This window comes from Nostoc sp. WHI (assembly GCF_015714725.1).
In the GTDB taxonomy this organism is placed as follows: Bacteria; Cyanobacteriota; Cyanobacteriia; order Cyanobacteriales; family Nostocaceae; genus Nostoc.
Map to the genome: position 1 here is coordinate 1 of NZ_WBKM01000323.1, position 26,091 is coordinate 26,091.

At 39.7% G+C, this 26,091-nt stretch carries 28 protein-coding genes and 1 pseudogene; 14 read left to right on the top strand and 15 right to left on the bottom strand.

The genetic code is table 11. The annotated features are described in order from the left end of the window. Window positions 1-293: 293 nt before the first annotated feature. Entirely contained in the window at window positions 294-1,034 is a 741-nt protein-coding gene (locus F8S12_RS32845; protein ID WP_196520462.1) for a 2-phosphosulfolactate phosphatase family protein, read from the top strand. 148 nt (window positions 1,035-1,182) lie between these two features. Here the strand turns inward: F8S12_RS32845 and rfbD are convergent, their stop codons facing one another. The 11 genes from rfbD to F8S12_RS32900 form a co-directional block, all read right to left on the bottom strand. Further along, a complete protein-coding gene (gene rfbD, locus F8S12_RS32850) occupies window positions 1,183-2,067 on the bottom strand; it encodes a dTDP-4-dehydrorhamnose reductase (RefSeq protein ID WP_196520463.1) in 885 nt (294 codons plus the stop codon). 39 nt (window positions 2,068-2,106) lie between these two features. Further along, window positions 2,107-2,652, bottom strand: a complete 546-nt coding sequence (gene rfbC / locus F8S12_RS32855; RefSeq protein WP_196520464.1) for a dTDP-4-dehydrorhamnose 3,5-epimerase — start codon at window positions 2,650-2,652, stop codon at window positions 2,107-2,109. A gap of 117 nt (window positions 2,653-2,769) precedes the next feature. Further along, window positions 2,770-3,846, bottom strand: a complete 1,077-nt coding sequence (locus tag F8S12_RS32860) for a glucose-1-phosphate thymidylyltransferase (RefSeq protein ID WP_196520465.1) — start codon at window positions 3,844-3,846, stop codon at window positions 2,770-2,772. 97 nt (window positions 3,847-3,943) lie between these two features. Next, the gene (locus F8S12_RS32865; RefSeq protein WP_196520466.1) at window positions 3,944-5,038 is read right to left on the bottom strand and encodes a glycosyltransferase family 4 protein; all 1,095 of its coding nucleotides are present in this window, start codon (window positions 5,036-5,038) and stop codon (window positions 3,944-3,946) included. Between the two features lie 106 nt (window positions 5,039-5,144). Continuing rightward, a complete protein-coding gene (locus F8S12_RS32870; protein ID WP_196520467.1) occupies window positions 5,145-6,224 on the bottom strand; it encodes a methyltransferase type 11 in 1,080 nt (359 codons plus the stop codon). A gap of 137 nt (window positions 6,225-6,361) precedes the next feature. After that, window positions 6,362-7,612 carry an FkbM family methyltransferase gene (locus tag F8S12_RS32875; RefSeq protein WP_196520468.1) on the bottom strand — a complete coding sequence of 417 codons (1,251 nt, stop codon included), beginning with the start codon at window positions 7,610-7,612 and terminating at the stop codon, window positions 6,362-6,364. Between the two features lie 92 nt (window positions 7,613-7,704). After that, window positions 7,705-8,988 (bottom strand): glycosyltransferase family 4 protein, encoded by a 1,284-nt coding sequence (locus tag F8S12_RS32880; RefSeq protein ID WP_196520469.1) that lies wholly within the window; start codon window positions 8,986-8,988, stop codon window positions 7,705-7,707. Between the two features lie 57 nt (window positions 8,989-9,045). Beyond that, window positions 9,046-9,780, bottom strand: a complete 735-nt coding sequence (locus F8S12_RS32885) for an ABC transporter ATP-binding protein (RefSeq protein ID WP_196520470.1) — start codon at window positions 9,778-9,780, stop codon at window positions 9,046-9,048. After that, window positions 9,781-10,587, bottom strand: a complete 807-nt coding sequence (locus F8S12_RS32890; protein WP_196520471.1) for an ABC transporter permease — start codon at window positions 10,585-10,587, stop codon at window positions 9,781-9,783. A gap of 143 nt (window positions 10,588-10,730) precedes the next feature. Then, window positions 10,731-11,465 carry a Uma2 family endonuclease gene (locus tag F8S12_RS32895; protein WP_196520472.1) on the bottom strand — a complete coding sequence of 245 codons (735 nt, stop codon included), beginning with the start codon at window positions 11,463-11,465 and terminating at the stop codon, window positions 10,731-10,733. A gap of 6 nt (window positions 11,466-11,471) precedes the next feature. Next, on the bottom strand, window positions 11,472-12,311 hold the full coding sequence (locus F8S12_RS32900; RefSeq protein WP_196520473.1) for a Uma2 family endonuclease: 840 nt from the start codon (window positions 12,309-12,311) through the stop codon (window positions 11,472-11,474). Between the two features lie 266 nt (window positions 12,312-12,577). On the opposite strand from F8S12_RS32900, the gene petP reads away from it, so the two are divergent. The 5 genes from petP (at window position 12,578) to F8S12_RS32925 (ending at window position 16,014) form a co-directional block, all read left to right on the top strand. Then, entirely contained in the window at window positions 12,578-12,769 is a 192-nt protein-coding gene (gene petP, locus F8S12_RS32905) for a cytochrome b6f subunit PetP (RefSeq protein WP_196520474.1), read from the top strand. 94 nt (window positions 12,770-12,863) lie between these two features. Beyond that, window positions 12,864-13,961, top strand: coding sequence for a Get3/ArsA fold putative tail anchor-mediating ATPase NosAFP (locus F8S12_RS32910; RefSeq protein ID WP_196520475.1), 1,098 nt, complete (start codon window positions 12,864-12,866; stop codon window positions 13,959-13,961). A 205-nt stretch (window positions 13,962-14,166) separates the two neighbouring features. After that, on the top strand, window positions 14,167-15,213 hold the full coding sequence (chlG, locus tag F8S12_RS32915) for a chlorophyll synthase ChlG (RefSeq protein ID WP_196520476.1): 1,047 nt from the start codon (window positions 14,167-14,169) through the stop codon (window positions 15,211-15,213). Window positions 15,214-15,289: 76 nt separating this feature from the next. Further along, window positions 15,290-15,577 (top strand): hypothetical protein, encoded by a 288-nt coding sequence (locus F8S12_RS32920; protein WP_196520477.1) that lies wholly within the window; start codon window positions 15,290-15,292, stop codon window positions 15,575-15,577. Between the two features lie 77 nt (window positions 15,578-15,654). Continuing rightward, window positions 15,655-16,014, top strand: a complete 360-nt coding sequence (locus F8S12_RS32925; RefSeq protein WP_196520478.1) for a cupin domain-containing protein — start codon at window positions 15,655-15,657, stop codon at window positions 16,012-16,014. Between the two features lie 68 nt (window positions 16,015-16,082). Here the strand turns inward: F8S12_RS32925 and F8S12_RS32930 are convergent, their stop codons facing one another. From F8S12_RS32930 to F8S12_RS32940, 3 genes are all read right to left on the bottom strand, one after another. Then, window positions 16,083-16,622 (bottom strand): hypothetical protein, encoded by a 540-nt coding sequence (locus F8S12_RS32930; protein ID WP_196520479.1) that lies wholly within the window; start codon window positions 16,620-16,622, stop codon window positions 16,083-16,085. Between the two features lie 213 nt (window positions 16,623-16,835). Continuing rightward, entirely contained in the window at window positions 16,836-17,642 is an 807-nt protein-coding gene (locus F8S12_RS32935; protein ID WP_196520480.1) for an inositol monophosphatase family protein, read from the bottom strand. A gap of 49 nt (window positions 17,643-17,691) precedes the next feature. Next, complete coding sequence (locus F8S12_RS32940; protein WP_196520481.1) at window positions 17,692-19,125, bottom strand: BCD family MFS transporter; 1,434 nt, start codon at window positions 19,123-19,125, stop codon at window positions 17,692-17,694. Between the two features lie 294 nt (window positions 19,126-19,419). On the opposite strand from F8S12_RS32940, the gene F8S12_RS32945 reads away from it, so the two are divergent. The 8 genes and pseudogenes from F8S12_RS32945 to F8S12_RS32975 all read left to right on the top strand — a co-directional run bounded on the left by F8S12_RS32945 (window position 19,420) and on the right by F8S12_RS32975 (window position 25,819). Continuing rightward, window positions 19,420-20,277 (top strand): Rpn family recombination-promoting nuclease/putative transposase, encoded by an 858-nt coding sequence (locus F8S12_RS32945; protein WP_196520482.1) that lies wholly within the window; start codon window positions 19,420-19,422, stop codon window positions 20,275-20,277. A gap of 3 nt (window positions 20,278-20,280) precedes the next feature. After that, window positions 20,281-20,526, top strand: a pseudogene (locus tag F8S12_RS32950) (hypothetical protein); the annotation flags it as partial. A gap of 122 nt (window positions 20,527-20,648) precedes the next feature. Continuing rightward, window positions 20,649-20,780, top strand: a complete 132-nt coding sequence (locus tag F8S12_RS41840) for a hypothetical protein (protein WP_269144866.1) — start codon at window positions 20,649-20,651, stop codon at window positions 20,778-20,780. Then, the gene (locus tag F8S12_RS32955; protein ID WP_196520484.1) at window positions 20,773-21,783 is read left to right on the top strand and encodes a hypothetical protein; all 1,011 of its coding nucleotides are present in this window, start codon (window positions 20,773-20,775) and stop codon (window positions 21,781-21,783) included. Before F8S12_RS41840 ends, F8S12_RS32955 begins: the two co-directional genes overlap by 8 nt. 31 nt (window positions 21,784-21,814) lie before the next feature. Further along, entirely contained in the window at window positions 21,815-24,598 is a 2,784-nt protein-coding gene (locus tag F8S12_RS32960; protein ID WP_230968432.1) for a dynamin family protein, read from the top strand. A gap of 66 nt (window positions 24,599-24,664) precedes the next feature. Next, complete coding sequence (locus F8S12_RS41245; protein WP_230968433.1) at window positions 24,665-25,111, top strand: hypothetical protein; 447 nt, start codon at window positions 24,665-24,667, stop codon at window positions 25,109-25,111. A 96-nt stretch (window positions 25,112-25,207) separates the two neighbouring features. After that, window positions 25,208-25,426 (top strand): hypothetical protein, encoded by a 219-nt coding sequence (locus F8S12_RS32970; protein ID WP_196520485.1) that lies wholly within the window; start codon window positions 25,208-25,210, stop codon window positions 25,424-25,426. Between the two features lie 168 nt (window positions 25,427-25,594). Further along, window positions 25,595-25,819 (top strand): hypothetical protein, encoded by a 225-nt coding sequence (locus tag F8S12_RS32975; protein ID WP_196520486.1) that lies wholly within the window; start codon window positions 25,595-25,597, stop codon window positions 25,817-25,819. A gap of 37 nt (window positions 25,820-25,856) precedes the next feature. Here the strand turns inward: F8S12_RS32975 and F8S12_RS32980 are convergent, their stop codons facing one another. Further along, the gene (locus F8S12_RS32980) at window positions 25,857-26,072 is read right to left on the bottom strand and encodes a hypothetical protein (protein WP_196520487.1); all 216 of its coding nucleotides are present in this window, start codon (window positions 26,070-26,072) and stop codon (window positions 25,857-25,859) included. Window positions 26,073-26,091: the final 19 nt, after the last annotated feature.

Sequence of the window (26,091 nt, forward strand, 5' to 3'; positions counted from 1 at the left end):
GTGGGGAGTGGGGGAATGATTGAATATCCGTAGCTTTGCGCTGTAACCTTGAAGCTGTAACTTTTTCCCCATTTAGTAAGGTGTGTTATTGTTTTAGGTTACAAGATAGTGCAGCAGGTGTGAAAGTCTAAAAGCATAAAAATGGACTTTTTCAGTATTTATGTATTGAATGAAATACATCGTACATTTTGATGCTAAAAAATGTTTTGGGAGAAATTGTGATTATAGTTGGTGACACCAACTAGGTAGAATGTTATTTGCGACAGTAATACTAAAGCAAGTGTATCCAGCGCGTGAAGCTATTTGTATATCACACCCCGGAATTGACTCCAACGGATAAACCACCAGAATGTGCGATCGCAGTCGATGTCTTGCGAGCCACTAGCACAATTGCAACAGTTTTGGCAGCTGGAGGCGAAGCTGTACAAGTCTTCAGCGATTTAGATCAGTTAATCGAAGTTAGCGAAAAATGGCCTGCTGAAAAACGGCTGCGAGCTGGAGAACGCGGCGGTGCTAAAGTAGCTGGCTTTGAGTTGGGTAACTCTCCCCTCGACTGCACACGAGAATTGGTAGAAGGGCGGCGTTTGTTTATCAGTACCACAAATGGGACTCGTGCTTTACAACGAGTGCAAGACTCCCCAAATGTAATCGCAGCAGCGTTGATCAACCGGGCGGCGGTGGCGCAATTTCTCCTAGATAAGCAACCAGAGACGGTGTGGATTGTCGGTTCCGGTTGGGAAGGCAGTTATTCTTTAGAGGATACAGTTTGTGCAGGTGCGATCGCCTATAGTATTTTAGAACAAACTCAGTTATCAGCAGAAGACTTAGCTGGCAATGATGAAGTAATCAGTGCGATCGCTCTTTACTCTCAGTGGCAAGATAACTTATTGGGATTACTTCACCAAGCTAGTCACGGCAAACGATTGTTGCGTCTTGACTGTAAGGAAGATTTAAAATATTGTTCTCAAACTGATATTTTAGATGTCTTACCCATACAGCACGAAACGGGAGTTTTAAAAAGTCAAAGGAACTAGCCAATGGGGAATAGGGGGATGAGTCCTAGATCGGAAAGACGCGATGAATAGCCGTCATTGTAGAGACGGCGATTTATCGCGTCTCTTACCTTAACCGAAGCGTATTGGAGGATGAAGGAGACAAGAAAGAATAACCAATGTCCAATGCTCAATGCCCAATTTTAAAATCTGTGAGCATTTGTCTAAGTCCTTGTCGCCAATGAGGAGGATAAGTTGCTGTAATTGCTGAAATTTTCCCACAAGCAAGGACGGAATAGGCAGGGCGACGGGCTGCTGTGGGATATTCGGCGGTTGTAATGGGGACAATCCGTTTAACTTTCAAAGGAAAGCCTAACTGTTGGGCTTCTTCAAAAATGGCAACCGCAAAGTCATACCAGCTAGCAACGCCGCTATTAGTGTAGTGATAGATGCCGTTAATTTCTGGGGTTAACTGGGGAATCATCTGGGCTATGACTGCGGCTATATCTTTCGCCCAAGTGGGGCTACCAATTTGATCGGCGACAACACGGATTTCTTGACGTTCTGCACCTAGTCGCAGCATGGTTTTGACAAAATTACTTTTGCCAAAGGCTCCATAAACCCAAGCAGTGCGGAGGATGAGGTGATGGGCGTAAGTTTCCTGAATTGCTTTTTCTCCAGCGAGTTTAGTTTTACCATAAACACTCAAGGGATTAGTCGCATCGATTTCTTGGTAAGGGCTACACCCATTGCCATCAAAAACATAATCGGTCGAAAGATGAATTAGACAAGCTCCTAATTTTTGGCTTTCTTGGGCAATAATTAAAGGTGCGATCGCATTAATCGCGGTAGCAAGTTCGGGTTCGCTTTCGGCTTTGTCTACAGCAGTGTAAGCAGCCGCGTTAATGATGATTTCCGGTTGCTTGGATCTAATAAAGCTGCGGAGGGTATCAGGCTGAGTAAGGTCTACTGTCGGGCGTGCCACTGAGATAATATCGCCGTAGGATGGAAGTATTTGTTGCAGTTCCTTACCTACTTGACCGTTGCTACCAATCAGTAGAATTGATTTACTCATAACTGATTATTTATCGAATTTACTTCAATTTGAAAGTGCTTAATCAAATATTTCAGCAGCTTTCAAAGGTTTACCAGCTTGGTCTTTAGCTGATAAAATCGGTGGCGTAGTCAGAGGCCAATCTATAGCCAAATCTGGATCGTTCCATAGAATTGTGCGATCGCTTTGGGGTGCGTAGTAATCTGTAGTTTTATACAAAACTTCGGCTATTTCTGAAAGTACGAGAAAGCCGTGAGCAAAGCCTGGTGGTATCCACAGTAGGCGCTTGTTCTTAGCACTGAGTTCAAAACCTACACATTTACCAAAGGTAGGAGAGCTTTTTCTAATATCTACGGCTACATCAAAGATAGTACCGACAACAGCACGAATGAGTTTTCCTTGGGGTTGTTGGATTTGGTAATGCAATCCGCGCAGAACGTTTTGCTTTGAGCAAGAGTGATTATCTTGGACAAAGTTTGTAACAATGCCAGTTTCTATACTAAATTTTTGGTAGTTGTAGGCTTCAAAGAAGAAACCGCGATCGTCTGCAAATACTTGTGGTTCGATTTGTAAAACTTCGGGAATTTTGCTATATACAATACTCATTAATATTATTTAGAGTAATGTGCCACAGTGTAAATTTTGAGAGTAATTTAATCCTTATATTTTACAGGTAGTAGGTTAACACTTCGACCGTGGCTTTTTCTATTTTTAACAAATAAATCACGTTAGTTCAATTTGACAGTCATCACCAATTAAGAATCGCAAGGCTTTGGGGCGACGGGGTGCAAGAGTCAATTGTGCCCGTTGCCCAATAACACTATCAATGATCCGCTGATGGATTCCGACGATTTTAGCACCTTCTAAAATAACACTGTGTTCTAAATCAGTATCAATGAGGGTGACATTGTTAGCAATGCTACTATAAGGGCCAATAAAGCAGTTTTCTAAATGACAATTGCTACCAATGATTACTGGCCCCCGAATTGTGCAGTTAATTACTTTAGATTTGGCACCGATTTGAACTCGCCCAATAATCTGACTTTGGGGATCAACTTCGCCGACAACTGATGCTGTCAGATAGGTATCGAGAATCAATCGATTAGCTTCTAATAAGTCATCTTTTTTACCAGTATCTAGCCACCAACCTTGGAGATTGTAAGCTAAAACTTGTTTTTTCTGATTAATTAGGTATTGAATAGCATCAGTGATTTCTAGTTCGCCTCTGGTAGAAGGTTGGATATTTGCGATCGCATCATAAATGACATGAGAAAAGAAATAAACCCCCACCAATGCCAGATTTGAAGGAGGAACTTTGGGTTTTTCAATTAACTGTAATACCCGTCCGGTTTCATCTACCTCAGCCACACCAAAGGCGCTAGGGTTGGCAACCGAACGCAAGAGAATCAAAGCATCTGGCTGTTGTTGGCTAAATTGTTGCAGAAAGTAACGTAACTCACCTAGTTGAATCAGGTTATCGCCCAAGTACATGACAAAGGGAGAATCTCCTAAAAAGGTCCGGGCGATTTGGACAGCGTGAGCAAGTCCGGCTGGCTGTCCTTGTACGATGTAGGTGATGTTTGCTCCAAAGGATTCTCCATTTCCGGTTTTCCCTTGGACTTCTGCCCCAGTTTCCGGGCTGATGATAATGCCAATATCAGTAATACCAGCAGCGACTATTTCTTCAATGCCGTACCATAAAACAGGTTTATTAGCAACTGGTACAAGTTGTTTTGCGCCGCTATAGGTGAGGGGACGTAGGCGTGTACCTTTCCCGCCAGAGAGAATTAGTGCTTTCATGAGGATTTCGGATTAATTACAAGTTATTAGTCAAGATAATCTGAAATCTTGACAAAATCCCAAATCATTGCATCCACCTTTGGTGTTAGTTTGTCTTTTATAAATAACGGGATAAAACTTCGGCCGTTGCTTTTCCTGTTTTTTCCCAACTAAATTGTTGAGAGTGAGTAATACCTTGGCTAGAAAGGCGCGATCGCAACCCCAAATCAGTTGCAATAACCTGCATCGCCTCTGTAATTTCTTCTGTGTTGTAGGGATTGATCAGAATCGCCGCATCGCCAGCAACCTCTGGTAGGGAGGAGAGATTGGAAGTAATGACAGGAGTACCACAAGCCATCGCTTCCAGAACAGGTAAACCAAAGCCTTCCCATAGACTGGGGAAAACAAGAGCGATCGCTTCATTGATGATTTTTGGTAATTCGCCATAGGGTACATAGTCAAGAAACTTTACCTGATTAGCTACACCCAATTCTGCAACTTGCGCTTTTAAAGTTGGGGTGTAACGCGAATCACTTGGCCCTACTAACCATAGTTCGTAGTCTTTGCAGTTAGGTAAGGCAGCAAAAGCAGTGATCAGTCGCTGTATATTTTTGTATGGATCTTGTCGTCCAATGTAGAGAAAGTAGTTGCTTGTGGAGAGGTTGAGATGATGGAAGTGAGTGCGATCGTGCGCCAAGGGGATAGGGGTAATTTTGCTATCTGGAATTTGATAAAAGTCGATGATATCTTTAGCCGTAGCCTGGGAGTTACAAATAACGTGTTGCGCTTGCTGGAGAACTTGGGGAATGTAGTAGCGATGGTAGGGTGTCAGGGGGGAAAAGCGTTTGGGAAAACGTAGCGGTATAAGGTCGTGAAACATCACAACAAAGCGACAGTTGCTATAAAGGGGTGCTTCTGGAAGGGGGGAGAATAAGAGGCTAGATTTGAGTTGTTTATAGATTTTTGGTAATTGAAATTGCGTCCATAATAGGCGGTTAAAATGTCCTTTTCTGCCTTGGGCAGGAGTCAGATTATCTGGGACTGAGTAGTAGTTAAATTCAGGATATCTTTCTGCTGTTAATAGGGTAGGTTGGAGATGTTTTAAATAGGGAAAAAGATTTTTTGCATAGTTGCTTATGCCTGTTGTTTGGTAAAATAGAATGGATAAATTTATAATTAATTGATTAGAGTAAATATTATTTACTATATTCATTTAGTATTTTTTCATTTTACCTATAATACTTGTAAAGTAATGATTTTTATATAAATAAATAATTAAAAATTAGAGAATACTATCGGAACTTAAAAACCGTAACTTCTTACACAGCTTTTCTGATGATCATACCAAAGGATGTCGAAGCGAAACGATCAACTAATAATTTTAAATGTGCTTCTTGTCCTAATTCATGTATTTTACTGTCGTATGGAGGAAGATCAATAAATCTATCTAACACACGAGAACCAATATTGAAATTTAGGGGTGCTACTTGATGTCCTGCAGCAGTTAGTTTTTTAGCAATTTGTTCAAAATCTTTTTTTCTAAAAAGTACTGTTCCGTTGTTATCAATAGTTTCTTCTTCTTCTAAATAATTAAATTCTGTTGTCTGTATACTTATTCCTCCAGGAACTAGAGTCTTTAAAGAATTTTCGATAAACAGAAGTCCATTTTTAATGCTACCTAGATGTTCTAATGCACAAGCAGACCAGCAGAAATCATATTTACCTTCTAAGTAAGTAGGAATAGCATTCATGTCTACATACTTTAGACTCACATTTTTAATAAATAGTTCTTTTGTACATAACTCAGGACGGAATATCTTTTCTACAGTAGACATATTTTGTTTAGTTTCTATCCAACCCTGTGCTGCCGATGCTGTTGGATCTAAATCTGTAGCTGTAATGGCAATATCATAATTAGCAAGAATGCTTGGCAGAGGTTCTTCGCCACAACCAAAACCTAAACCTTTACGTCCAGGAGTAAGTAAATCGTATTCATATAATGCTTGTAAAATATAGCAAAATTCCCACAATTTTCTATGGTATAATACAGGAATTTTCATCTCTTGACACCAGTAGAAAAACCAATCTGACTCAATATCCATTTGTTGACAAGCCTTGGATTGTAAGTTGATTTTTTGTGGTGATAAATTACTGGGTATTGTCAACTGCTCGCGCAAACTACGAGCATATTCGTAGCCTAAAGTTTTAATGTTAAAGACTACGGCATCTCCTGTTAAAAGTAGTCTTTCATTCAAAAAATTAAGGTTAGGCTGTTGGTTATTTGTTGTTCTCACTATATTCAGAACTTCCTGACTTTTATAAGCAACGCTGTAATTCTTTTTCAAAAATCTTAATATATTCCATATAGCTTTTACAATTTGCCGTATTTTATTTAACATAATTTTCGACTCGCTTTTTAGTTTTCTACATTAAAGTTTAATTTTGGTCTGTTATTCAGCATTGTTACTGCTAATAAACAGGTTTATTAGTAGTTAATTTAACAAGATATAGTGCTCAATTCAATTTAAAAATGCCGTTATTTCTCTCGTTGTAAGAACAAATCCCAATATTGGCCAGATTCCTTGCTAACACATTCCTCAAGACTCAAGCTTTTTATTTGTGAGTCATTATCGATGTAGCGCAGTGGGAATCCTTGCGCCTGAATATCCTGTAAAAATAATTTTGGGTTATAACCACGGTCACAAGCAAACTCCATAGTTATGATGATGTTTTTATTTTTTTGTATTGTCTCTTGCATCCCTAGCCAAATTGCTTCCTCTGCTCCTTCTGCATCTATTTTGATTAAGTCAACCCGTGGCCAGTCTTGAGTTAATTCATCAATTGTGACTGTCTCAACTTCAAATGACTGTTCTCCTGGCAATACAGAAGTCTGACATATTGTTGAGCTTCCCCAAAAATCCCCTTTTGGAATTACAAGATTGACTTTTTTCCCATTTGTATCGGCAACAGCTTTTTCTGATACCTTAGCATATCCACTAAAACCATTTATATTCAGGCTTTTCTTCAGCAGATTAGCTAATCTTGGATTTGGTTCAACAGATAATACGTGACCTGATTCACCCACAATATCAGCCATAATTAGAGAGTAATAACCCCAATTTGCACCAATATCCAGACAATAATAACCTGGTTGAAGTAATCGAATCATTGCTTGAGTAATCCAAGATTCCCAGTACCCATTAAGACAAAGGTGAGGAGTTAAACTCATGTCTTGAGCTTCAACAAAGCACATATATTTAGTTAAAACCCGACATAATATAGTTTCATTGCCCATATAAACTGTCTGAGACATTTTACGGCAATTTGATTCTAGTTCTGTACGTGTCAATAAAGAGATGTCTTTTATATTGAAAAAAACTTCATTTTTTCCGGATTTATTTTGTGAACGGGTTTTTACGATAGTATAAATATTGTTCAATAAATTGATTTTTTCCCAAAAGTTTTGTAGGTGAATAAAATCATGATTTAATGCAACTATAGAAGTGTGTTTAGTAAAAATCACAAAAACTTCATTAGCAAAAACTGGATTATATTCATTTACTACTTTGTCTAGAAAAGCATATTCTAGATTTTCCATCATTCCCTTATGGATAATAACCCATTGAAAATCATTAGATGAATTTTGTATAATTGACTCATAAGATATAAAGCCTATAAATTTTTCTTTAAATTCATCGGGTGCTACTACTCTATTTTCGCTTTGAATATTTTTTTGTAGAAATTCTGCTGTGTTTACCCAGTATTTATCATTGATTGGAAATGACATAATTAGCTCCTTAAATTTATTGATTATCTTGTTCACCTACCGTTATTTGTCAATAAATATAGACTTTAATTTGTACGGTGCATAACTCCTGGTTAAATAACTAAACTATAAGCATCATATAATTTCTTAGCATAATTTTCCATGCTAAAGTATCTAACTCTTTCCTTTCCTGCTTCTATGAGTTGATCTTTCATTTGAGGATCATTGATTAACCTTTCAATTGCCTGTCTAATGTCGTTAGAATTATAAGGGTCTACATAAAGAGCAGCATCTCCACAAACCTCTGGTAAAGAAGCAATATTAGATGTGATTACCGGACATTCCAAAGACATTGCCTCTAATGGTGGTAAACCAAATCCTTCATACAAAGATGGGAAAACAAAACAGAAAGCACCTTTGTATAAATATATTAAATCTTTTTTTTGTACATATTCAAGTAGTTTTATCTTTCTAGTAAACCCTTTGCCAAAAATTGTTTCTAATTTACCGATTTCACCTTCCCACAACCATCCTTTTTTCCCAACAATTACTAATTGCATATCAGTATCGAGTCCACTATATGCATCTATGAGTCTTCCTATATTTTTCTTTGGTTCTATTGCTCCCACAAAAAGAATGTACTTTTTAAACTTAAGTTTATATTTTTTCAAAAACTTGGGTATTATATCTTCTTCAACTAAATTAGAATTATCAATCACTGGTTGATATGTTACATGAATTTTCTCAGGTTGAATATCAAAACAATGTAGGATATCTTCTTTGGTATTTTCTGAAACTGTTAAAATTATTTCAGAATGTTTAATAGCATTATTAATAATGTTAAAAAAAAATTTCTTATTATCTAGAGTAGTATAAGGAAGTTTCAATGGTATTATATCGTGAATTGTTGTAATTCTTTTTGCGTTATTTATCTTAATAGGAATAGGATAAGTTGTATGCCATATATCTATTTTTTTGGGTATTCTTACTCTTGTTTGAATTTGAAACGATTTATATAAACTATTTGCTACTTTGTAGCAGTCATAAATATTAAAAACCTTACCTGAATTCGCTAAATAGTCAAAAATAAAATCTCCATCTTGTTTGATTACAAAATCACTGACTGGAATTTCCTTTGCTTCATAAAAGATTTGACTAACTGCCAAAAAAATACTTTTAGTTTTTAATCTACTATTAGTATTTTGTATATCAAAAAACACAGCTTCATTTAAAAATGAGTGAATACTATTACTAGAACGACTGCATAATAAATCTACATTTACTCCCAAAGATGTTAAAGCTTTAACTAAAGTCACACCATAAGTTTTAATACCTGTCCCTTGCACCATTTCCAAATTATAGCCATCTACTAATACATTGATTCCCTGTAATTCCATCAAATATTAACCTCAATATTATAAACGCTCTACTTGATAACTTGTGCTTATTTACTCTTAATTTACACTGTTAAGATAATAATCAACGCCTTCACTTGCATATCCAGAGAATTTTATTGTTCCCTTGTCTAGCCAAATTACCTGCTTACATGATTTCCTTACAAATTCCATTGAATGTGACACTACTAAAACTGTTGTTTCGCCCTGCCAAAAGCTATCAATTCTTTGCTTACATTTATTCTTAAAACTCTCATCTCCTACTGATAACACTTCATCTAATATCAAAATATCTGGTTGTATATCGGTAGCGATCGCAAATCCCAAACGCGCTACCATACCTGAAGATAAAGCCTTTACTGGGATGAAGGCATAATCCTCTAGCTCTGCAAAATCTAAAATTGAGCGCGTTCTTTCTCTCATTTCCGCTCTAGAAAACCCTAGCAGAACACCATAGAGCAGAATGTTATCACTAACTGAGATTTCCGCGTCAAATCCGGCTCCCAGCTCAATTAAGGGTGCAATTTGACCTCGCACTCTTACTGAACCAGTCGTTGGTTTAAGAATGCCAGAAATTATCTTTAAAAGTGTTGATTTACCAGAACCATTAGCCCCAATAATACCTATTTTTTCCCCCTTTTCGACCACTAAATTAATTTTATCTAATACTAACTTCTTTGCAGGCTGGCGATATTTTCCCTCAAATACAGACAATAATGTTTTCTTTAAGTCATAAGAAAACTCCTCTTGAGTCCTTCTCCACAGCGAAACGTTATCCAGGCGAATTACTTCCATTTACAGTAAATCCATAAACTGATGTCGCCACAGATGAAAACAAGTCCATCCGAGAGTCAAAATAATTACGCCACTAAGTAATGCGCCCCAAATTAAACCTAAATCTGGTGCATATCCTGATAATGTAATTTGACGCAAACTTTCAATAATCGGTGATAGCGGATTTAAGCTTAAGAATGGCTTTACCTGCTTTGGTACAATAGCTGCTGGATAAAATATAGGACTACTGAGCCAAATCACAAATACAACTAACTCATAAAAATAAGGTAAATCTCTAAAAAATACGTATAAAGCGCTTACAAGAAAGCCAACTCCTGTAGAAACTAAAACTAGCGCTACAGATGGAAACATTAGTGCTAGCACATTGACTAGACTCTTGGAATTAACAAAAGTCATGATTGCCAGCAATGGTAATACCCCGATCGCAAACTGAAATACATTTGCTGCGAGCATTGATACTGGAAAAATGCTGACTGGCAGACGAATTTTATTCAAAAGTGAGCCATTACCCACTACACTACTTAATGCCTGAGAGGTAGAAGCTGAAAAAAAGTTGATTACCACTAGCCCTGTAAACGCTGCTAATACATAGTTTGAAATTGAATTATTATAATACGACGCAAACGTTGCCCCAAAAATCGCAGTATATAACCCCGTCATAATCAACGGGTTCAACAGCGACCAATAAACCCCCAGGAATGAACCCCGGTAACGCACTTTAAGATTCCGTGCTACCAAGACGTGTAGCAATTCCCAGTAGCGCCACACTTGCAACCAAGTTGAATGACTTTTAACCGAAAGCTTCATCTTTACACACCGCTACACATCACCGATAAATTATTTGCAAATTTTATACTATTGGTGGATACTTTACCGCATTACTTTAACAATAAAAACTTTATTTTACTTTGAATGTGTATAAAAATTTGAGAATCTAAGTGCTAAGTTGCCTAACTTAAATTATCTGGATCAACTCCCTGCGATCGCAAATATTCTGCAAGTCTATTAGCCCGTTGACGTTCTTTTTCAGCCCGTTCCGCCAACGTTAGTATCCAACCTGCGGTATTATACCAACGTAACCATAAACCTGTTGTTTGCTGATAAGTACCTTGCCATAGCCCCAATCCTAGTTCCAACTTGTCCAGCCAGAAACGGTTTTCTGTTAGGGAAATTGCCTCATAACTAGTGCCAGTGAGTCGAAAGGCGCGGAGATTATTTTCATAACGGTCGTAAACAACGTAGTAGGGAACACGCAAAATCTCTTCGTATACTTGCCACTTCGTCGGGGGTTGATTTACTTCCCTTAATCTTTGTCCCAAGTCATCTTGTTCTGTACCTGGGGAAAGTAATTCCACGATTAAAAATGGATCAATTCCCTCTTGCCAAACAACGTAACTTAAGCGGAGGTCTTGTTGTTGAGTAGCACTAGGTACTCCCAAAACCATGTACCAATCAGGACGCTTGTACCATAAGGGATGGCGGGGATCGTAGTAAAGGTTCAAGTCACTAGCAACTAAAATTTCCTCAGATGAATAATTGGGAGGTTGACAAGTTTCACTGAGCAAATCAGCCTGAATACAATGAAATTCGTCTGGCAAACCTGATTCCCCTACTAATTCACTAGGTAAATCATACATCGTTGGCATGGTTTCTTGGGGCGGACGGGGTGGAATTGGTTCATACATATTGACTTATCTCAAATTATCTGGATCAACGCCCAGCGATCGCAAATACTCTGCCAATCGATCTGCCCGTTGATGTTCTTGTTCTGCCCGTTGATGTTCTTGTTCTGCCCGTTGATGTTCTTGTTCTGCCCGTTGGCGCTCTTGTTCCGCCCGTTGATGTTCTTGTTCTGCCCGTTGATGTTCTTGTTCCGCTTGTTCTTTTCGCGTCGGCACCCAACCGACTGAATTATACCAACGTAACCATAAACCTGTTGTTTGCTGATAAGAACCTTGCCAAAGACCCAATCCTAAATTTAACTCCTCCAGCCAGAAACGGTTTTCTGGTAAAGATATTGCCTCGTAGCGAGTACCCATGAGTTGAAAAGTACGCAAATGATTTTCATAACGGTCATAAACAACGTAGTAGGGAACACGCAAAATCCTTTCGTATACTTCCCACTTCGTCGGGGGTTGATTTACCTCCCTTAATCTTTGTCCCAAGTCATCTTGTTCTGTACCTGGGGAAAGTAATTCCACGATTAAAAATGGATCAATTCCCTCTTGCCAAACAACGTAACTTAAGCGGAGGTCTTGTTGTTGAGTAGCATTAGGTACTCCCAAAACCATGTACCAATCAGGACGCTTGTACCATAAGGTATGGCGGGGATCGTAGTAAAGGTTCAAGTCACTAGCAACTAAAATCTCCTCAGATGAATAGTTGGGAGGTTGACAAGTTTCACTGAGCAAATCAGCCTGAATACAATGAAATTCGTCTGGCAAACCTGATTCCCCTACTAATTCACTAGGTAAATCATACATCGTTGGCATGGTTTCTTGAGGTGGACGGGGTGGAATTGGTTCATACATGACTACTACCTTTGTTGCTTAACTCAAGCTATCTGGATTAACGCCTAAATGATCGCAAATGTTCCGCCAACGGTTGCGATCGCATCTGTTCTGATTCCAACTGCAATTGTGTCTCAGATGCTTGTTGCGCTGTGACAAACATCTGTTTGGTTGTTGATTTAATTTTAATCTGTTAGGTCAGGAGTTCGGACATCTCCTTGAATTTGTGAAAGCTAAGTCACAGATTCGGCTACACTGAGACTTGATTTATTGCATTGTAATTAGGTATGGAAATCGGACAAAAGGTTAAAGTCTATCGTTTGCGCGATCGCGTTTCTCCCCCAGTTGTGAAAAAACTAGGACAAATGGGTATCATCCAAGGCTACAAAGTCACTGATGGTGGCGGTATCGGTGTAGTAGTGCTGTTTGACGACAATACTTCCACTTGGTTTTTTGAAGATGAAATCAAACCTGTGTAGTAGAAAGAACTCAGAATCGAAGTTTTTCTTGAGATTCTTCATTGAGTGCTAAGTTAAAGTTGAAAACACTGGCGGTGAAAATAGGAATCAAATAATGGCTCTAATATTGACATTTTTGGGCAAAAGCGGCATCGCTCGTACCAAAATTGCGATCGCCGCCGCCAAATTATTGGCAAGTCAAGGCAAGCGCGTACTCCTAGCAGGGCATCCAGAACCAGCATTGTCAATTCTGCTGGGTACTCCCATTGCTGCCGATCCTCATGAAATCGCTCCCAATTTGCAAGCAGTCCAGTTTCAAGCATCTGTACTCCTAGAACGCAACTGGGAGGAAGCGAAGAAATTTGAGGCGCAATATCTCCGCACGCCTATATTTAAAGACGTTTTTGGTCAAGAACTGGTAGTATTACCAGGTATGGACAGCGCCCTAGCCCTGAATGCTATCCGCGAATACGATGCCAGTGGCAAATATGATGCGATCGTCTACGATGGCACGGCTGACTCTTTAACATTACGAATGTTGGGTTTGCCAGAGTCTCTCAGTTGGTATGTCCGGCGATTTCGGCAATTGTTTGTCAACTCAGACTTGGGGAAGACAATTACTGAATCGCCCTTAATTCAACCACTGATTAGCAGCTTTTTCAATGTCAACTGGACAGCAGATAAATTTGCCGGGCCCACTAACCAAGTCAATAATTTCTTAGAAAAAGGAAGAACTGCTCTTGCTGACCCTAAACATCTGGCTGCTTTCTTGGTGACCACATCAGACCCGATTGAAGTGGCAAGTGCACGGTATTTGTGGGGAAGTGCTCAACAAATCGGTTTAACTGTTGGTGGTGTTCTGCTTGTGTCTTCTGAGACAAACGACCTATCAGAAGAATTTATCCCCCTACCTGTGAGCGTCGTTCCCGACTCGCCAACAGGTGACTGGCAACCACTGATAGATGCCCTACCCAACTTTGAAGCACAAGCGTTACAGGCTCCCAAACCAATTGAAATAGACATCCACAATCGTCAAGTACGCTTATTCTTGCCAGGATTTGACAAAAAGCAAGTCAAACTTACCCAGTATGGGCCAGAAGTCACAGTGGAAGCAGGAGACCAGCGACGGAATATATCCCTACCTCCTGCTTTGAGTGGCAGACCCGTTGCTGGAGCAAAGTTTCAGAATAATTATTTGATAATTTCGTTTTAAGTTATGGGAATGGGAGTGGGGAATAGGGAATGGGGAGTGGGGACTAGGAAATACGAAATAAGGAAGAAACTTTAATCACCAAGACTTCTCTACGTTGGCGCAGCGTGTCGCAGACAGAGGCTGCGCCAACGGCTCCGCTCAGTACAAGTGCCCAATGCCCCATGCCCTATGCCCCATGCCAATACCCTATTAATCAGTAAAAATTATGTCCGAATCAAGTCCTATTACTCCAAATTCCAACTCAGGTGAGGCAATAGACTCAGTAGCCATTAATCCTAGCGAACAAGCGATCGCATCTGCCGATCGCAGTGCGAAAACTAGGCAGTTGCTAGGGATGAAAGGTGCAGCGTCAGGGGAAACTTCAATTTGGAAGATTCGTTTGCAGCTGATGAAGCCTATCACCTGGATTCCTCTTATTTGGGGCGTAGTCTGTGGTGCGGCTTCTTCCGGTAACTATACCTGGACACTAGAAAATGTGTTGAAGGTAGCAACCTGTATGTTACTCGCTGGGCCATTGATGACAGGTTACACCCAAATCCTCAATGATTACTACGATCGCGAAATCGATGCCATCAATGAACCATATCGCCCGATTCCTTCTGGGGCAATTTCTCTACCCCAAGTAATTATTCAGATTTGGGTATTACTGATTGCTGGCATTGCTTTGGCATTTGTACTGGATGTGTGGGTTGCTCATGAATTCCCCACAATTACAGCGATCGCAATCATCGGTTCTTTCATCGCCTACATTTATTCTGCACCTCCTCTGAAACTCAAGCAAAACGGCTGGTTAGGTAGCTACGCCTTGGGTGCAAGCTATATCACCCTACCTTGGTCTACAGGACACGCTTTGTTTGGCGAACTCAATTCCACAATTGTGATTTTGACAATGTTCTACAGCTTGGCTGGATTAGGCATTGCCATTGTCAATGACTTCAAGAGTGTAGAAGGCGATCGCCAGCTAGGATTAAAGTCACTACCCGTAATGTTTGGCATCACCACTGCGGCATGGATTTGTGTAGTAACAATTGATGTATTTCAAGGATTGATTGGAGCTTATCTCGTCAGCATCCACGAGAATTTGTACGCAGCAATACTATTACTCTTAATCATCCCGCAAATCACTTTACAGGATATGTATTTCCTGCGCGACCCCGTGAAGAATGATGTTAAGTACCAAGCCAGCGCCCAACCATTCCTTGTTCTAGGAATGCTCGTCACTGGTTTAGCGCTGGGTCATGCTGGCGTTTAACTTATACTTTTATAGTGAGAAGTTAGGAGTTAGGAGTTAATATACTTCTAATTCCTAATTTGTATCAGGACATACCGTGTTTAAACTGATATCTTTTCTCATTCATGGGTTTCAACCTTTGTTAATCCCGATTTGCTTTGTCGTTGCCTGGACTGTCATTATTCTCGTTGTTTTGAGTCTCTGGGCGGCGGCGCGAGATAGTGTAACTACAGCCAAGCTAATGCATCAAATCCCCTGTACTGGTTGCCAATATTTTACCGACAATTACCGTCTTAAATGTACTGTACGCCCATCTATTGCCAATACAGAAGAAGCGATCAATTGTTCTGACTATCAACCGAAGACGAATCCTTATTTGTACTAAGCAGGGGAAGCAGAGGGAGAATAATTAATTACTCTTGACCCTTGACTAATTCAAAACCTCAAACCAAAAATTGATTGATGCTAGTTCAAAAACTTCAAGACTGTCCAGAATTTATCGCAGGAGATAATACCATTCTGCGAGAAATGCTACATCCAGATAAGCAATCTCTAGCATTGCGCTATAGTTTGGCTCATGCAACACTGCCAGTAGGAAAAACCTCTCAACCCCACTCGCTCTCTACCTCAGAAGTCTATTATATTCTCAGTGGCACGGGAGAAATGCACATTGATGATGAAACCCAGATAGTTCAACCGGGAGACACTGTGTATATTCCTCCTAATACACGGCAATTTATTTCTAACTCTGGCATCGAACCTCTGGTATTTATTTGTATTGTTGATCCAGCATGGCGTAAAGAAGATGAAACAGTTTATTAAAAACCAGTTACAGTCATAGTCTCAAAGACTAGAAAAAAATCTCGGCATTTTTCAACAATTACTCACTTTTATCCGTCAATTTTGCTTAACCAAGTAACCAGATCACCTGAGTCAAGTGCTATCTCACTTCCTAATGTTTTGATATAAAGAAGTCCGTCGCTAATAATTAAATCTCGGATTGGATACCATGAATCTCGTCTTCTAATCAGAAGTTCCAACGGAATCCCTAGTTTTGAAGTATACTTGCGATATTTCCACCAAGCTCGCCATAGAAGCACAGATTTAGTACAGTGCATTTGATAGCCTTTGGGAATTTCGCAGTATTGATACTCATAGAAACCTCGACTATCTACTTCTCCTTTGAGGATATAACTAGATTCTGCTAATACCTGATTTATAAATTCCCACTGGGATGATTTTGGAGAAATCGAGAATTTAGATAGTGTGTCAGATATTGGGGCGATCGCAATCACCCCTTCAGATTTTGCTATCAGTTGATTAGTTTTATATACTGTGTGGGCTGTCAAAGCAGGATTTGACAAAAAAATGTCTTTTTTCTGGGTAGAGTTTTGCACAAACTCTCGAATTAAATCTAGATTAGACAACATAAAATTGTTTATACTAAATTAACCAGTGTGATGTAAGCTACAACACTACTTGAATTAATAAGTATACTGGTCTTGCACTTAAATCAGGATTATTACCAGCTTGATTTACACTAAATTCTTTGTTTGACTGGGTTTTGCTAAGTATTGATATAGGTATGTCGTTGTCTATTAGGCTGGTGACAAAATAACGTTTTCAGGCAGATGAGCGGCAAATTAAATTTTTATGCCTTCGAGAAAAGGTTGAAATACCGAAACTAATTCGGGACGACTGACAACAAGGGTGGGAAAAGAGCGATCGCTATAATCTTCTCCTGATGATAACGGAAACGGTTCTGACTTGAGCGATCGCCAAACACCGCCAGCCGCTTGGACAATTACCCAAGCCCCCGCCAAGTCCCAAACTTTTGGTGTCGCCTCAATACCCCCTAGTGTCGCCCCAGTCGCAACCATCAAAAAGTTATAGCTAGCCACACCCAGCATCCGAATTTTACAGGGAAAGCCTTTTTGGATAATTGCGGTGCTGCGGGAACAGACGTTAAAAAAGTGATTATTGCTGGGACTATCAACACTGGTGTGGATTGGGTGATGATTCAGAAATGCGCCTGTTGGAACTGTTAAACCAGATGAACCTGCCCAGGAACCATGAAAAGCTTGATTCAATGGTGGTGCGTAAACATAGCCAAACACGGGTGTGCCTTGATACAGTAAACCCAGAGATATTGTCCAGATGGGAATGCCGCGTGTGAAGTTGGTTGTACCGTCCAGAGGGTCAATTACCCAGCACCATTCAGTACCCGGAAAAGACTGATCGCTCTCTTCGGTCAAAATGCCGTAACCAGAGAAATTAGAAGCGATCGCATCCCGAATTTCCTGATCTGCCCATTTATCGGCTTGCGTCACCAAACTACCATCAGCTTTTTGTGAAGCCTGTACTTGCCCAAAATCTTGCATTAGCTGCTTTCCCACTCTAGTAGTGGTAGTTTGGGCAAAATCAAGAATTGTTGTCCAAAAATCATTCATTAGTCATTAGTCATTAGTCATTTGTCCCATGCCCCATGCCCTATACAGTTTAATCTAAATCGCTTTCTAAAACAGAAGCGATCGCAAGCTTTGTACTTGTTTGAAATTCCGCTACATTCACCCGATTCAGAAACCAAATCGACACCACCATTCCCACGGCTTCTAGAGCAAATACCAGTCCATAAGCTAACTCTAGGCTAGGTAGTAGCTTGCGTCCAATATCCAAAACTGTACCTCCGATTACCACCGCCAGTCCTCTAGAAATGGACTGCGCTAATCCCCATGCACCAATAAACGTACCTGCACTTTCGGCAATTGTGAGGTCTAACATCAAGCTAATTGCTGCCGTAGTTAAGAAACCTGTGGCTAAACCAAACAAAACCAAAGCTAGTTTGAGAACAGCTGCATTAGCTGTGAATCCTGATATACCTAGCAATATTGCACAGAATGCTACCAACATACAGCCTAGACGGGCAGTTCTCCGCTTACCCAAACGCGGCACTATGAAAAAGCCAGTAACGCCGTAGGCAATTAGTATACCAATTCCGTAAAAAACATTTAATTTGGTACTTTCTGCTAAGGGCATTTTAAACACTTGACCCGCATAAGGTTCCAAAATCGGGTCTTGCATAAACAAGCTGACAGTCATCACCACTAAAAAGGTGAAAAACAAACCTGTTTGTGGGCTAGCTGTCAAGATTTTCCAAGCATTGCCCAGAGTAATGCTGTCTTCCCGGCTTACCACTGTGGAACGGCTTAAGTATTGAGAGTATTTTTTTTCTACGCCAAACGTTGCTGCGATCGCTAGCCCAAATACAATTGTTGGGACGACGAGAAACAGCCTATTGACCGCCGCCTGTAAGGTTTCTACTGTTGCATCTGGCGTTAATTGCTTCAGCAAACTGGCACTGATAATCGCCCCGACAATAATTCCCACCATTAGCATTGACCAAACCACACCTACCACTTTGGAACGGTTATCTTCTTCAGATATATCCACCAATAAAGCAGCAAAAGCAGTGCCGCTAGCACAAATTCCTAGACCGTATATGGCGAAGATTAGGGACAAAAGCGCTGTCCAGCCGATTGTTTGGGTTGTCCATGCCCAACCACCTGCACTATTTGCAGCATTATTGAGTTGCCACATTACTTGTACAGCTAAAAATGCTGCGATCGCAAATATTGCCGCTCCCACCCAAACATAAGCTGTGCGGTGGTATCCCCATAACGGTTTGGCATCGGAAATCTGTCCGAACCAGATACGGGAAGGAGCAACAAATAAGGGCAGTGCTAGAACTACTGATACCAGCGTCGCCGGAATTGCTATTTCTTGAATCATGACTCTGTTGAGTACCCCCAGAGTCAAAATGGACATCATGCTTAACCCCATTTGAAATAAACCCAGCCGGAACATGGTCAGCAGGTTTACCCTTGGCACAGATAAGGATTTTGTTTTGGTATCAAATACTTCACCGCTTGCCATAGCTACTTTTTCGTATAGTTTATAGGATTTAATTTCTCTGTCTTTAAATAAAGATAAACCCTACCCGCTTGAAATCAGCGAATGAAAAGTGGAAGTTGTGTTCGCGTAGCGTCTCGTAGAGAAGGTATCACAGTTATTTTGCAGTTAGCACTGTCAACACCTCCATTAGCGTAGGCTTGAGCCAAGTTAGGATTAATTTTTAGGGCTTGTAATCCGCGATGTCTACGATGGTCACTGAGCTTGTCGAAGTACGGGCTACGCCTAAGCATAACGAGAGAATTTTAGGATGAAGTAGTGAAACGAGATTCAATTTACTATCAAATTTTTAAGCGCTTTCCTGGGTTACTCTTTGAACTGGTTGATCATCCTCCTCTTCAAGGGCAAAACTATCGATTTGAATCAGTTGAAGTCAAAGAAACCGCTTTTCGCCTTGATGGTGTGTTTTTACCTCCAGAGGATGCAACATCCAGGGTGATCTTTTTTGCTGAAGTTCAATTCCAAAGAGATGAAGCCCTCTACCATCGGTTTTTTACCGAGTCGCTGATGTACTTGAACCGGAATCGTTCTAAGTACGATGACTGGTTCTGTGTGGTAATTTTTTCATCACGCTCTTTGGAACCAAGCGATCAAAGAACTCATCGAATATTTCTCAACAGCGACCAAGTACAGCGAATCTATTTAGATGAGTTAGGCGCGACTAATCAGCAACCAATAGGCATTAACTTGATGCAGTTGACTTTAGCATCGGATGAAGTGATGGCGGAGCAAGCAAAGCAATTGATTGAGCGGGTAAAATTAGAGTCAACGGACACACTGCCGAAAAACGAAATACTAGACATCATAACCACAATTGCCGTTTATAAGTTTTCGACCTTGAGTAGAGAGGAAGTTGAAACTATGCTAGGACTAACTTTGGAGCAAACAAGGGTTTATCAGGAAGCGAAAGCCGAGGGGCGAGAAGAAGGTCGAGAAGAAGGTCGAGAAGAGGGTCGAGAAGAAGGTCGAGAAGAAGGTCGAGAAGAACGGGAAGCTGAAATGCTGAAACTTACCGTGCCTCTGTTGCTAAAAACAGGGATGAGTGTGGAACAGATTGCTCAACATCTTAATGTTGATATAGAAGCTGTCCAGCTTGCCGCACAGTCAGGCACATAGAATGAGGAAGTTGAAGCTATGCTAGGACTAACTTTGGAGCAAACAAGGGTTTATCAGGAAGCGAAAGCCGAGGGTCGAGAAGAAGGTCGAGAAGAGGGTCGAGAAGAAGGTCGAGAAGAACGGGAAGCTGAAATGCTGAAACTTACCGTGCCTCTGTTGCTAAAAACAGGGATGAGTGTGGAACAGATTGCTCAACACCTCAATGTTGATATAGAAGCTGTCCAAATCGCCACACAGTCAAGCACATAGAATCGACATTTAATGTCTGTTGTCAGATTTTCGTGAAATAACTGGTGAGAGAGGTTGATTTAAATCTTCAATTGCCCTCTTATGGTCTCCAGAGCGATCGCGCCAAAATATGAAAGATTAAGATGCTCATGACTTCATTGGAGGCGATCGCATCTGATGCCAAAATGGGAACTATAAAAGAAGCTCATACCATGCTTTGGTATGAAGCAAAGAAATTTTATACATCACAACAATATTTGTTCATCCATGTCTAACGAACAAGAGCATAATTCCGCTTTTAACGCAGCTGCCAACATTAACGTTCAACACGCCCAATTACAGGATTTATCCTTAAGTGCAGCCCGTAGATTATATAAAGGTGGGATTCGACCTGGTGATCCGATAAGAACTAGAGTGCAAGCCCAAGAAATGTTAGATAAAATCCCTCCATCTCAAAGAGCAGGGATTGATGGCAAATCTACTGATGTTAATACCCAAAAATATCTATCAGATAAGCACGCTAGTCACATCAAACCACATAGTCAAGGTGGCTCAAATGATCCTCAAAATATCAAGTGGGAAAACGCCAAAGATAATTTAGCCCGTGGCGATAAACCTATGACTTCGCAGGAGCAAATAAGACTAGATGCTAAATGGCATTTTGACAACTTAACAGGTGCAGTCAAAGCAGGTGTTAAAGCCGCGCCCCTGGGAGCAGCCATTGGTGTAGCGACAGCAGCACCATTTTCGTTACTAACAAACGCGCTGCGGGTAGTTCGGGGTGAAATTTCTGCACAAGAAGCCGCTATACAAACATTGAAAGATACTGTAAAAGGCGGCACAGTTGGGGGTGTGACAGCGTTTGTAACCACAACAGTAGCAGCTGCTTGTCCACCAATTGCGATCGCTTTAACCGCAGCAGCACCACTTTTAGCTGTTGTTGGAACTGCGGGTATGGTTTACGAGTTTTTCAAAATCCTCGATGATCATAAACAAACGGTGAAAATCTATTATAAATCTTTAACTCAACAAGAATTAGAAAGATTACAAGCAATTGAGAACGAACTGATTTATGAACACCAGAAAAATCTAGAGTTTTTGGCCCAAGCAGAAGCAATTAATCAAGAAATTACAAATCGCCCAATTGCACCGGGGATAGAAGGGGCTATGCAACGTTTACGTGAATCAGTCGCTATTGCTCAGTCTCTAGGATTAACATCAGCAGATAGTAAATTGCTTGCTGGTTCTCAAGTGCCTCATATTCTCACAGAACAATAGGAATTAAATTTTAGAGGATTACATAGTTTTTATGCTTCCTTTTATCTTCGGCGCTCTGGGATTAGCTGTTGGAGCAGTTGTTGGTGCTTTTACTACTCACGCTATTGGGGAAAGTGATAGACAAGCTGCAAAACATCATAGGACTGTTGCAAATGAACTAGCTGATAAATATACAAACTTGGAGCATAAATACCATGAACTAGCTGGTAAAAGCAAAGAGCAGATTCGTGATTTAACTCACCAGCACGCTTTAGATGAAGTAGAAAAAGACTGTTTGCGTTTAGCAGTTAGATTACACCATAGTCTGATTTATCTGATGTTGGATATTGATAGAGATCCAACAGAAGCTGCTTTAAAGGAATTTGTCAACGCAGTAGAACTTACAAATAATGTTCTCTGCAAAATAAATGAAGAGTTAATTTTTGTCCCCAGTGACTATTATGTACGCAATCTTATTGATGCTGTTCAACGCAAAATGATTTGGGAGTCAGAAGATTTTTCAAATCCATCAAATATAAACAATGAAGAATCGACGAGAAAACCATTGCCAAGAGAAAACGAATTAAATAAGAAGGGAATTACAATGAAATTAGAACCTGAAAATATGTCTGAACAAGAATTTCAAAAAACCTATAACAGAATTCGTTATACTGGTGATCAACTCTTAAAGTACTTAAAAGAACTTCGGGCTGGAAGGTTCAAAGAAGGAGATAGTACCCAAGGATTACAGAGCGTTGAAGATAATATTACCAAAGCTTTAAAAGCCTTAGCAGAACAAAAATATCAGGTTGCTGTGATTGCAGCAATGAAAGCAGGTAAGAGTACCTTTTTGAATGCCATAATTGGTGCAGATGTCTTAGCAAGTGAATCAGAAGCTTGTACAGTTTGTCGCACAGATATCCGTCCAATTGATGCTGAACAAACACCCAGACTTTTAGAATATCAAGCAGGTAAACGAGAACCTATAGTTTTAATAGAAGGTGAAGCAAGAGAAATTCAACAAAGATTTATAGAGCGTACCCATGAGATTCGAGCTAAAAATAATCAAGACAATACTACACGCTTTGAATTAGAGCATCCAATTGAAGCGATTAGTACAATGCCATCACTGGCAGGTTTCACATTAGTTGATACTCCTGGCCCCAATGAGTGGGAGTCTGTCTCGTTTAACACAACTTCTTTAAAGCAGACTGCCTTAGAAGCTCTCCGAACCTGTGACACCATATTATTCATTCTGGATTACACAGCATTTAGAGACAACATAAACTCAGAATTGCTTAAAGACTTAATTGAGCAGCGTAAGGAATTTTTAGCAGAGAATACAGGTAAGCTTTACTTTGTTCTTAATAAAGTAGATAGAAAAGCAGACAGAGATAGACCTATTGCAGATGTTATAGACTCTTTAAGAATAAATTTAGTTGAATTTGGTATACCAGAACCAATAATTTATTCAGTTAGTGGATTGCAAGGATTGTTATCCAAACTTATTCAACAAGGTAAGGCAACTGATAGTCATATTAAAGACTTTGAAGATTTTTTTAGTGCTAGATATGCCCAAAGAGATGAAAGAGGAAGGCGTATCATTCCCTTACCAGAAGAAATTGCACCACAAGCTTTAAATGATAGTGGTATTCCGAAAATTCAAGAGACAGTAATTCAAACTATTACTCAAAATTCAGGATGGAATTTATTGAGTGATGTTTTAGATGAATTGAACAAAGCAGCCAAAGCTATTGATGAGACATTTATTACAGATATCCGAGGCTGGCAGTTAGAATTTGAGGAACTGCTACAAAAAGTAGAAGAGTACAAAAAACATTCTGATTCAGCGAAAAATCAGGTAACTACCGTAAAAAAGTCTCTAGAAGCACAAAAGAAACTATTAATTAGTACGTTCAGCCAAGGGATTAATGAATTTGCCGAAACTGCCAATAAACGCATAGCATCAGAAATTGATAAAGTGGCTGAAAATCAATCTAAAAAGGTTTCAAAAAACAAAAATAATCAAAATCTTTTCACATATATGTGGGATAAATTCAGTTCTTTACTTGAAGACTCTTCCAGTTCTGATCCCTATAAAATCAAGGTCAAAAACAAAAACGATGCTGAGAAAATCGGTAAAACCATTAATGAGTACTGCACTCCTGTAATACAAAGTTTTTGGTTAGATACTCAGGACAGATTAGTTAGAGAGGCAACAATAATTCGTGAAGATTTAGTTCAAAAAACTAAACGAGAAATACAGGCTATTTCTGATGAACTATCTGAGTCTATTAAAAATGATTTGCAAGTAGAAATAAGTAATAATCCAATTCAATTTTATGACTTTGAATTTTCTGGGATTGATGCTAAAATTCAACATCAGCAAGAAGTATTTACTAGAACTAAGAAAGAATCAAGGACGAATAGCCTCTGCTGTAAATCAGATAAAGTCTATGAAGTAGATGGTTCGTATCAGGAAACACTATCTTACTATGAAATTGATTTACGACTTATTTCTCAAGGAATTCAGCAAAAAATTGACTCACAAGTAGAGAGAAATCTAAAATTGCTTCAGCGTGTTATTGAACAACAAGTATCAGATGATTTTCGTAAAGGCGAAAAGCAAATCAATGACTATATCAATAGGTTTCAAGATGAATTTGATTCTTTACTTAAGCAACGGGCAACAAGGGAAGTAGAAGCTTCTGAGGTTATTGATACTCTCGAAAGTCAAAGAATCAAAGTGAGTGAATATCTTAACGAATTAGTGTCTATTCGAGAAATTCTTGATAGTTGGAAACCAAGGAATCGACAGAATCTATTAAAAGCCTAAAGAACCACCTGAAGGCAATACTGAGTAGCACAAGTACATGATATTTACTCAATAAACGCTTGTGGTATGGCTTTTTCAGCTTTGATACCACAAGCGTTTCTTACTTTTGACTTGTTAGAATTCTCAAAACTGACGCGTCAAATCCTTAATGCCCAATGCCTTATTCGCAGTCTTGCCTATGACGATCGCACTATAAAAGTGAAAAAGCTTGAACAAAAATTTATCACAACATTAAGCAGGAACTCCAGCAACTACAATGAGAGTACAACTAGTGTTGTACCTCCAAAAGCTCATAAAATGAAACGGACACTTTATATTCCTGATGAGTTGTGGGCACAACTTGACCAATACTTAAAAGATCACCCAGAGCAAAACCCATCAAGTGTTGTACAGGCAGCCCTGGCAGAAAAGTTGCGCCCCAAAAATGGTTCAAGGTTACTATCGCTGGCAGGAATCGTAGAAAATGCTCCTACGGACGCTTCAGTTAATGAAGATTATTTGATACAAGAATGAAGCGTCTCCTTTTGGATGCAGGCTAGGGTGTTGACTCTGTACCCTTTAGCCCACAAGACTTCATGCAGAAATTGTGTTTTTTATTTTGGCATAAAGATGGCTGTAGCGGGCGCTTTCACACAAGCAAAAACCAGCACAAATAGTTTTTCGATAATTCCCCAAAAAATAGCCAAAGTCAACAGCCTAGATGCAGGCCCCCTCATTGCCTTGGTTTTTATCCAAGATGACTACCATCAGGAATGCAAAGCGGGTTTTAGTAATTTACCAGCGTTGTTTGGTGAGGTTCTAACCGCTCTACCAGTGCTGTTTGAATGAAACATTGTCAGTTTGAGCTATGGTGTCCAATCTCCTATTCGCAGTCTTGCGATCAATGTGAAGAATGTGGTTTCAACTACGTTATTCCATTGAATTAGTAAGATAGACTTGCCTTATGTATGTCATCAAACTACTGACTTTCATTTAGGAACAACAAAGGGATTACCAATGAGTAAAGAAGTAGTCAAAGTAATATTATGGGAAGAAAATCAAAAAGATTTTCTAAAAAAGTTCTATGATCTCCAATTTGTTCCCAGAATAGGAGAGGAAGTTTACCTAAAAAAGGAGAAATGGAAAGTAACCAGAGTTGAGCATGATTTAGAAATTAGTGAGATTAATGTCTACGTGGAATTAATCAAAAAAGCCAAACAAGAGAAATCATCTAATTCATAAATATAAGTAAATACACTCAACTATCATCAAAGGGAGGCTAATAACCTCCCTTAATTCTGAGAGTACTTGTATTGTCAAGTGTAATTTGTAAATCTTTATGTAAGCCGCGATGTGTACGATGGTCACTGACTTGTGCCGAGCGTAGCCGAGTTAGCTTTGTCGTTGGCGTGGTCACTGAGCCTTGCCGAAGTGCAGCGTCTCGTAGAGAAGTGCGGACTACGCCTAAGCACTGTGAAGATATTGCATCAATCATTTCGATACACTATAAAAGT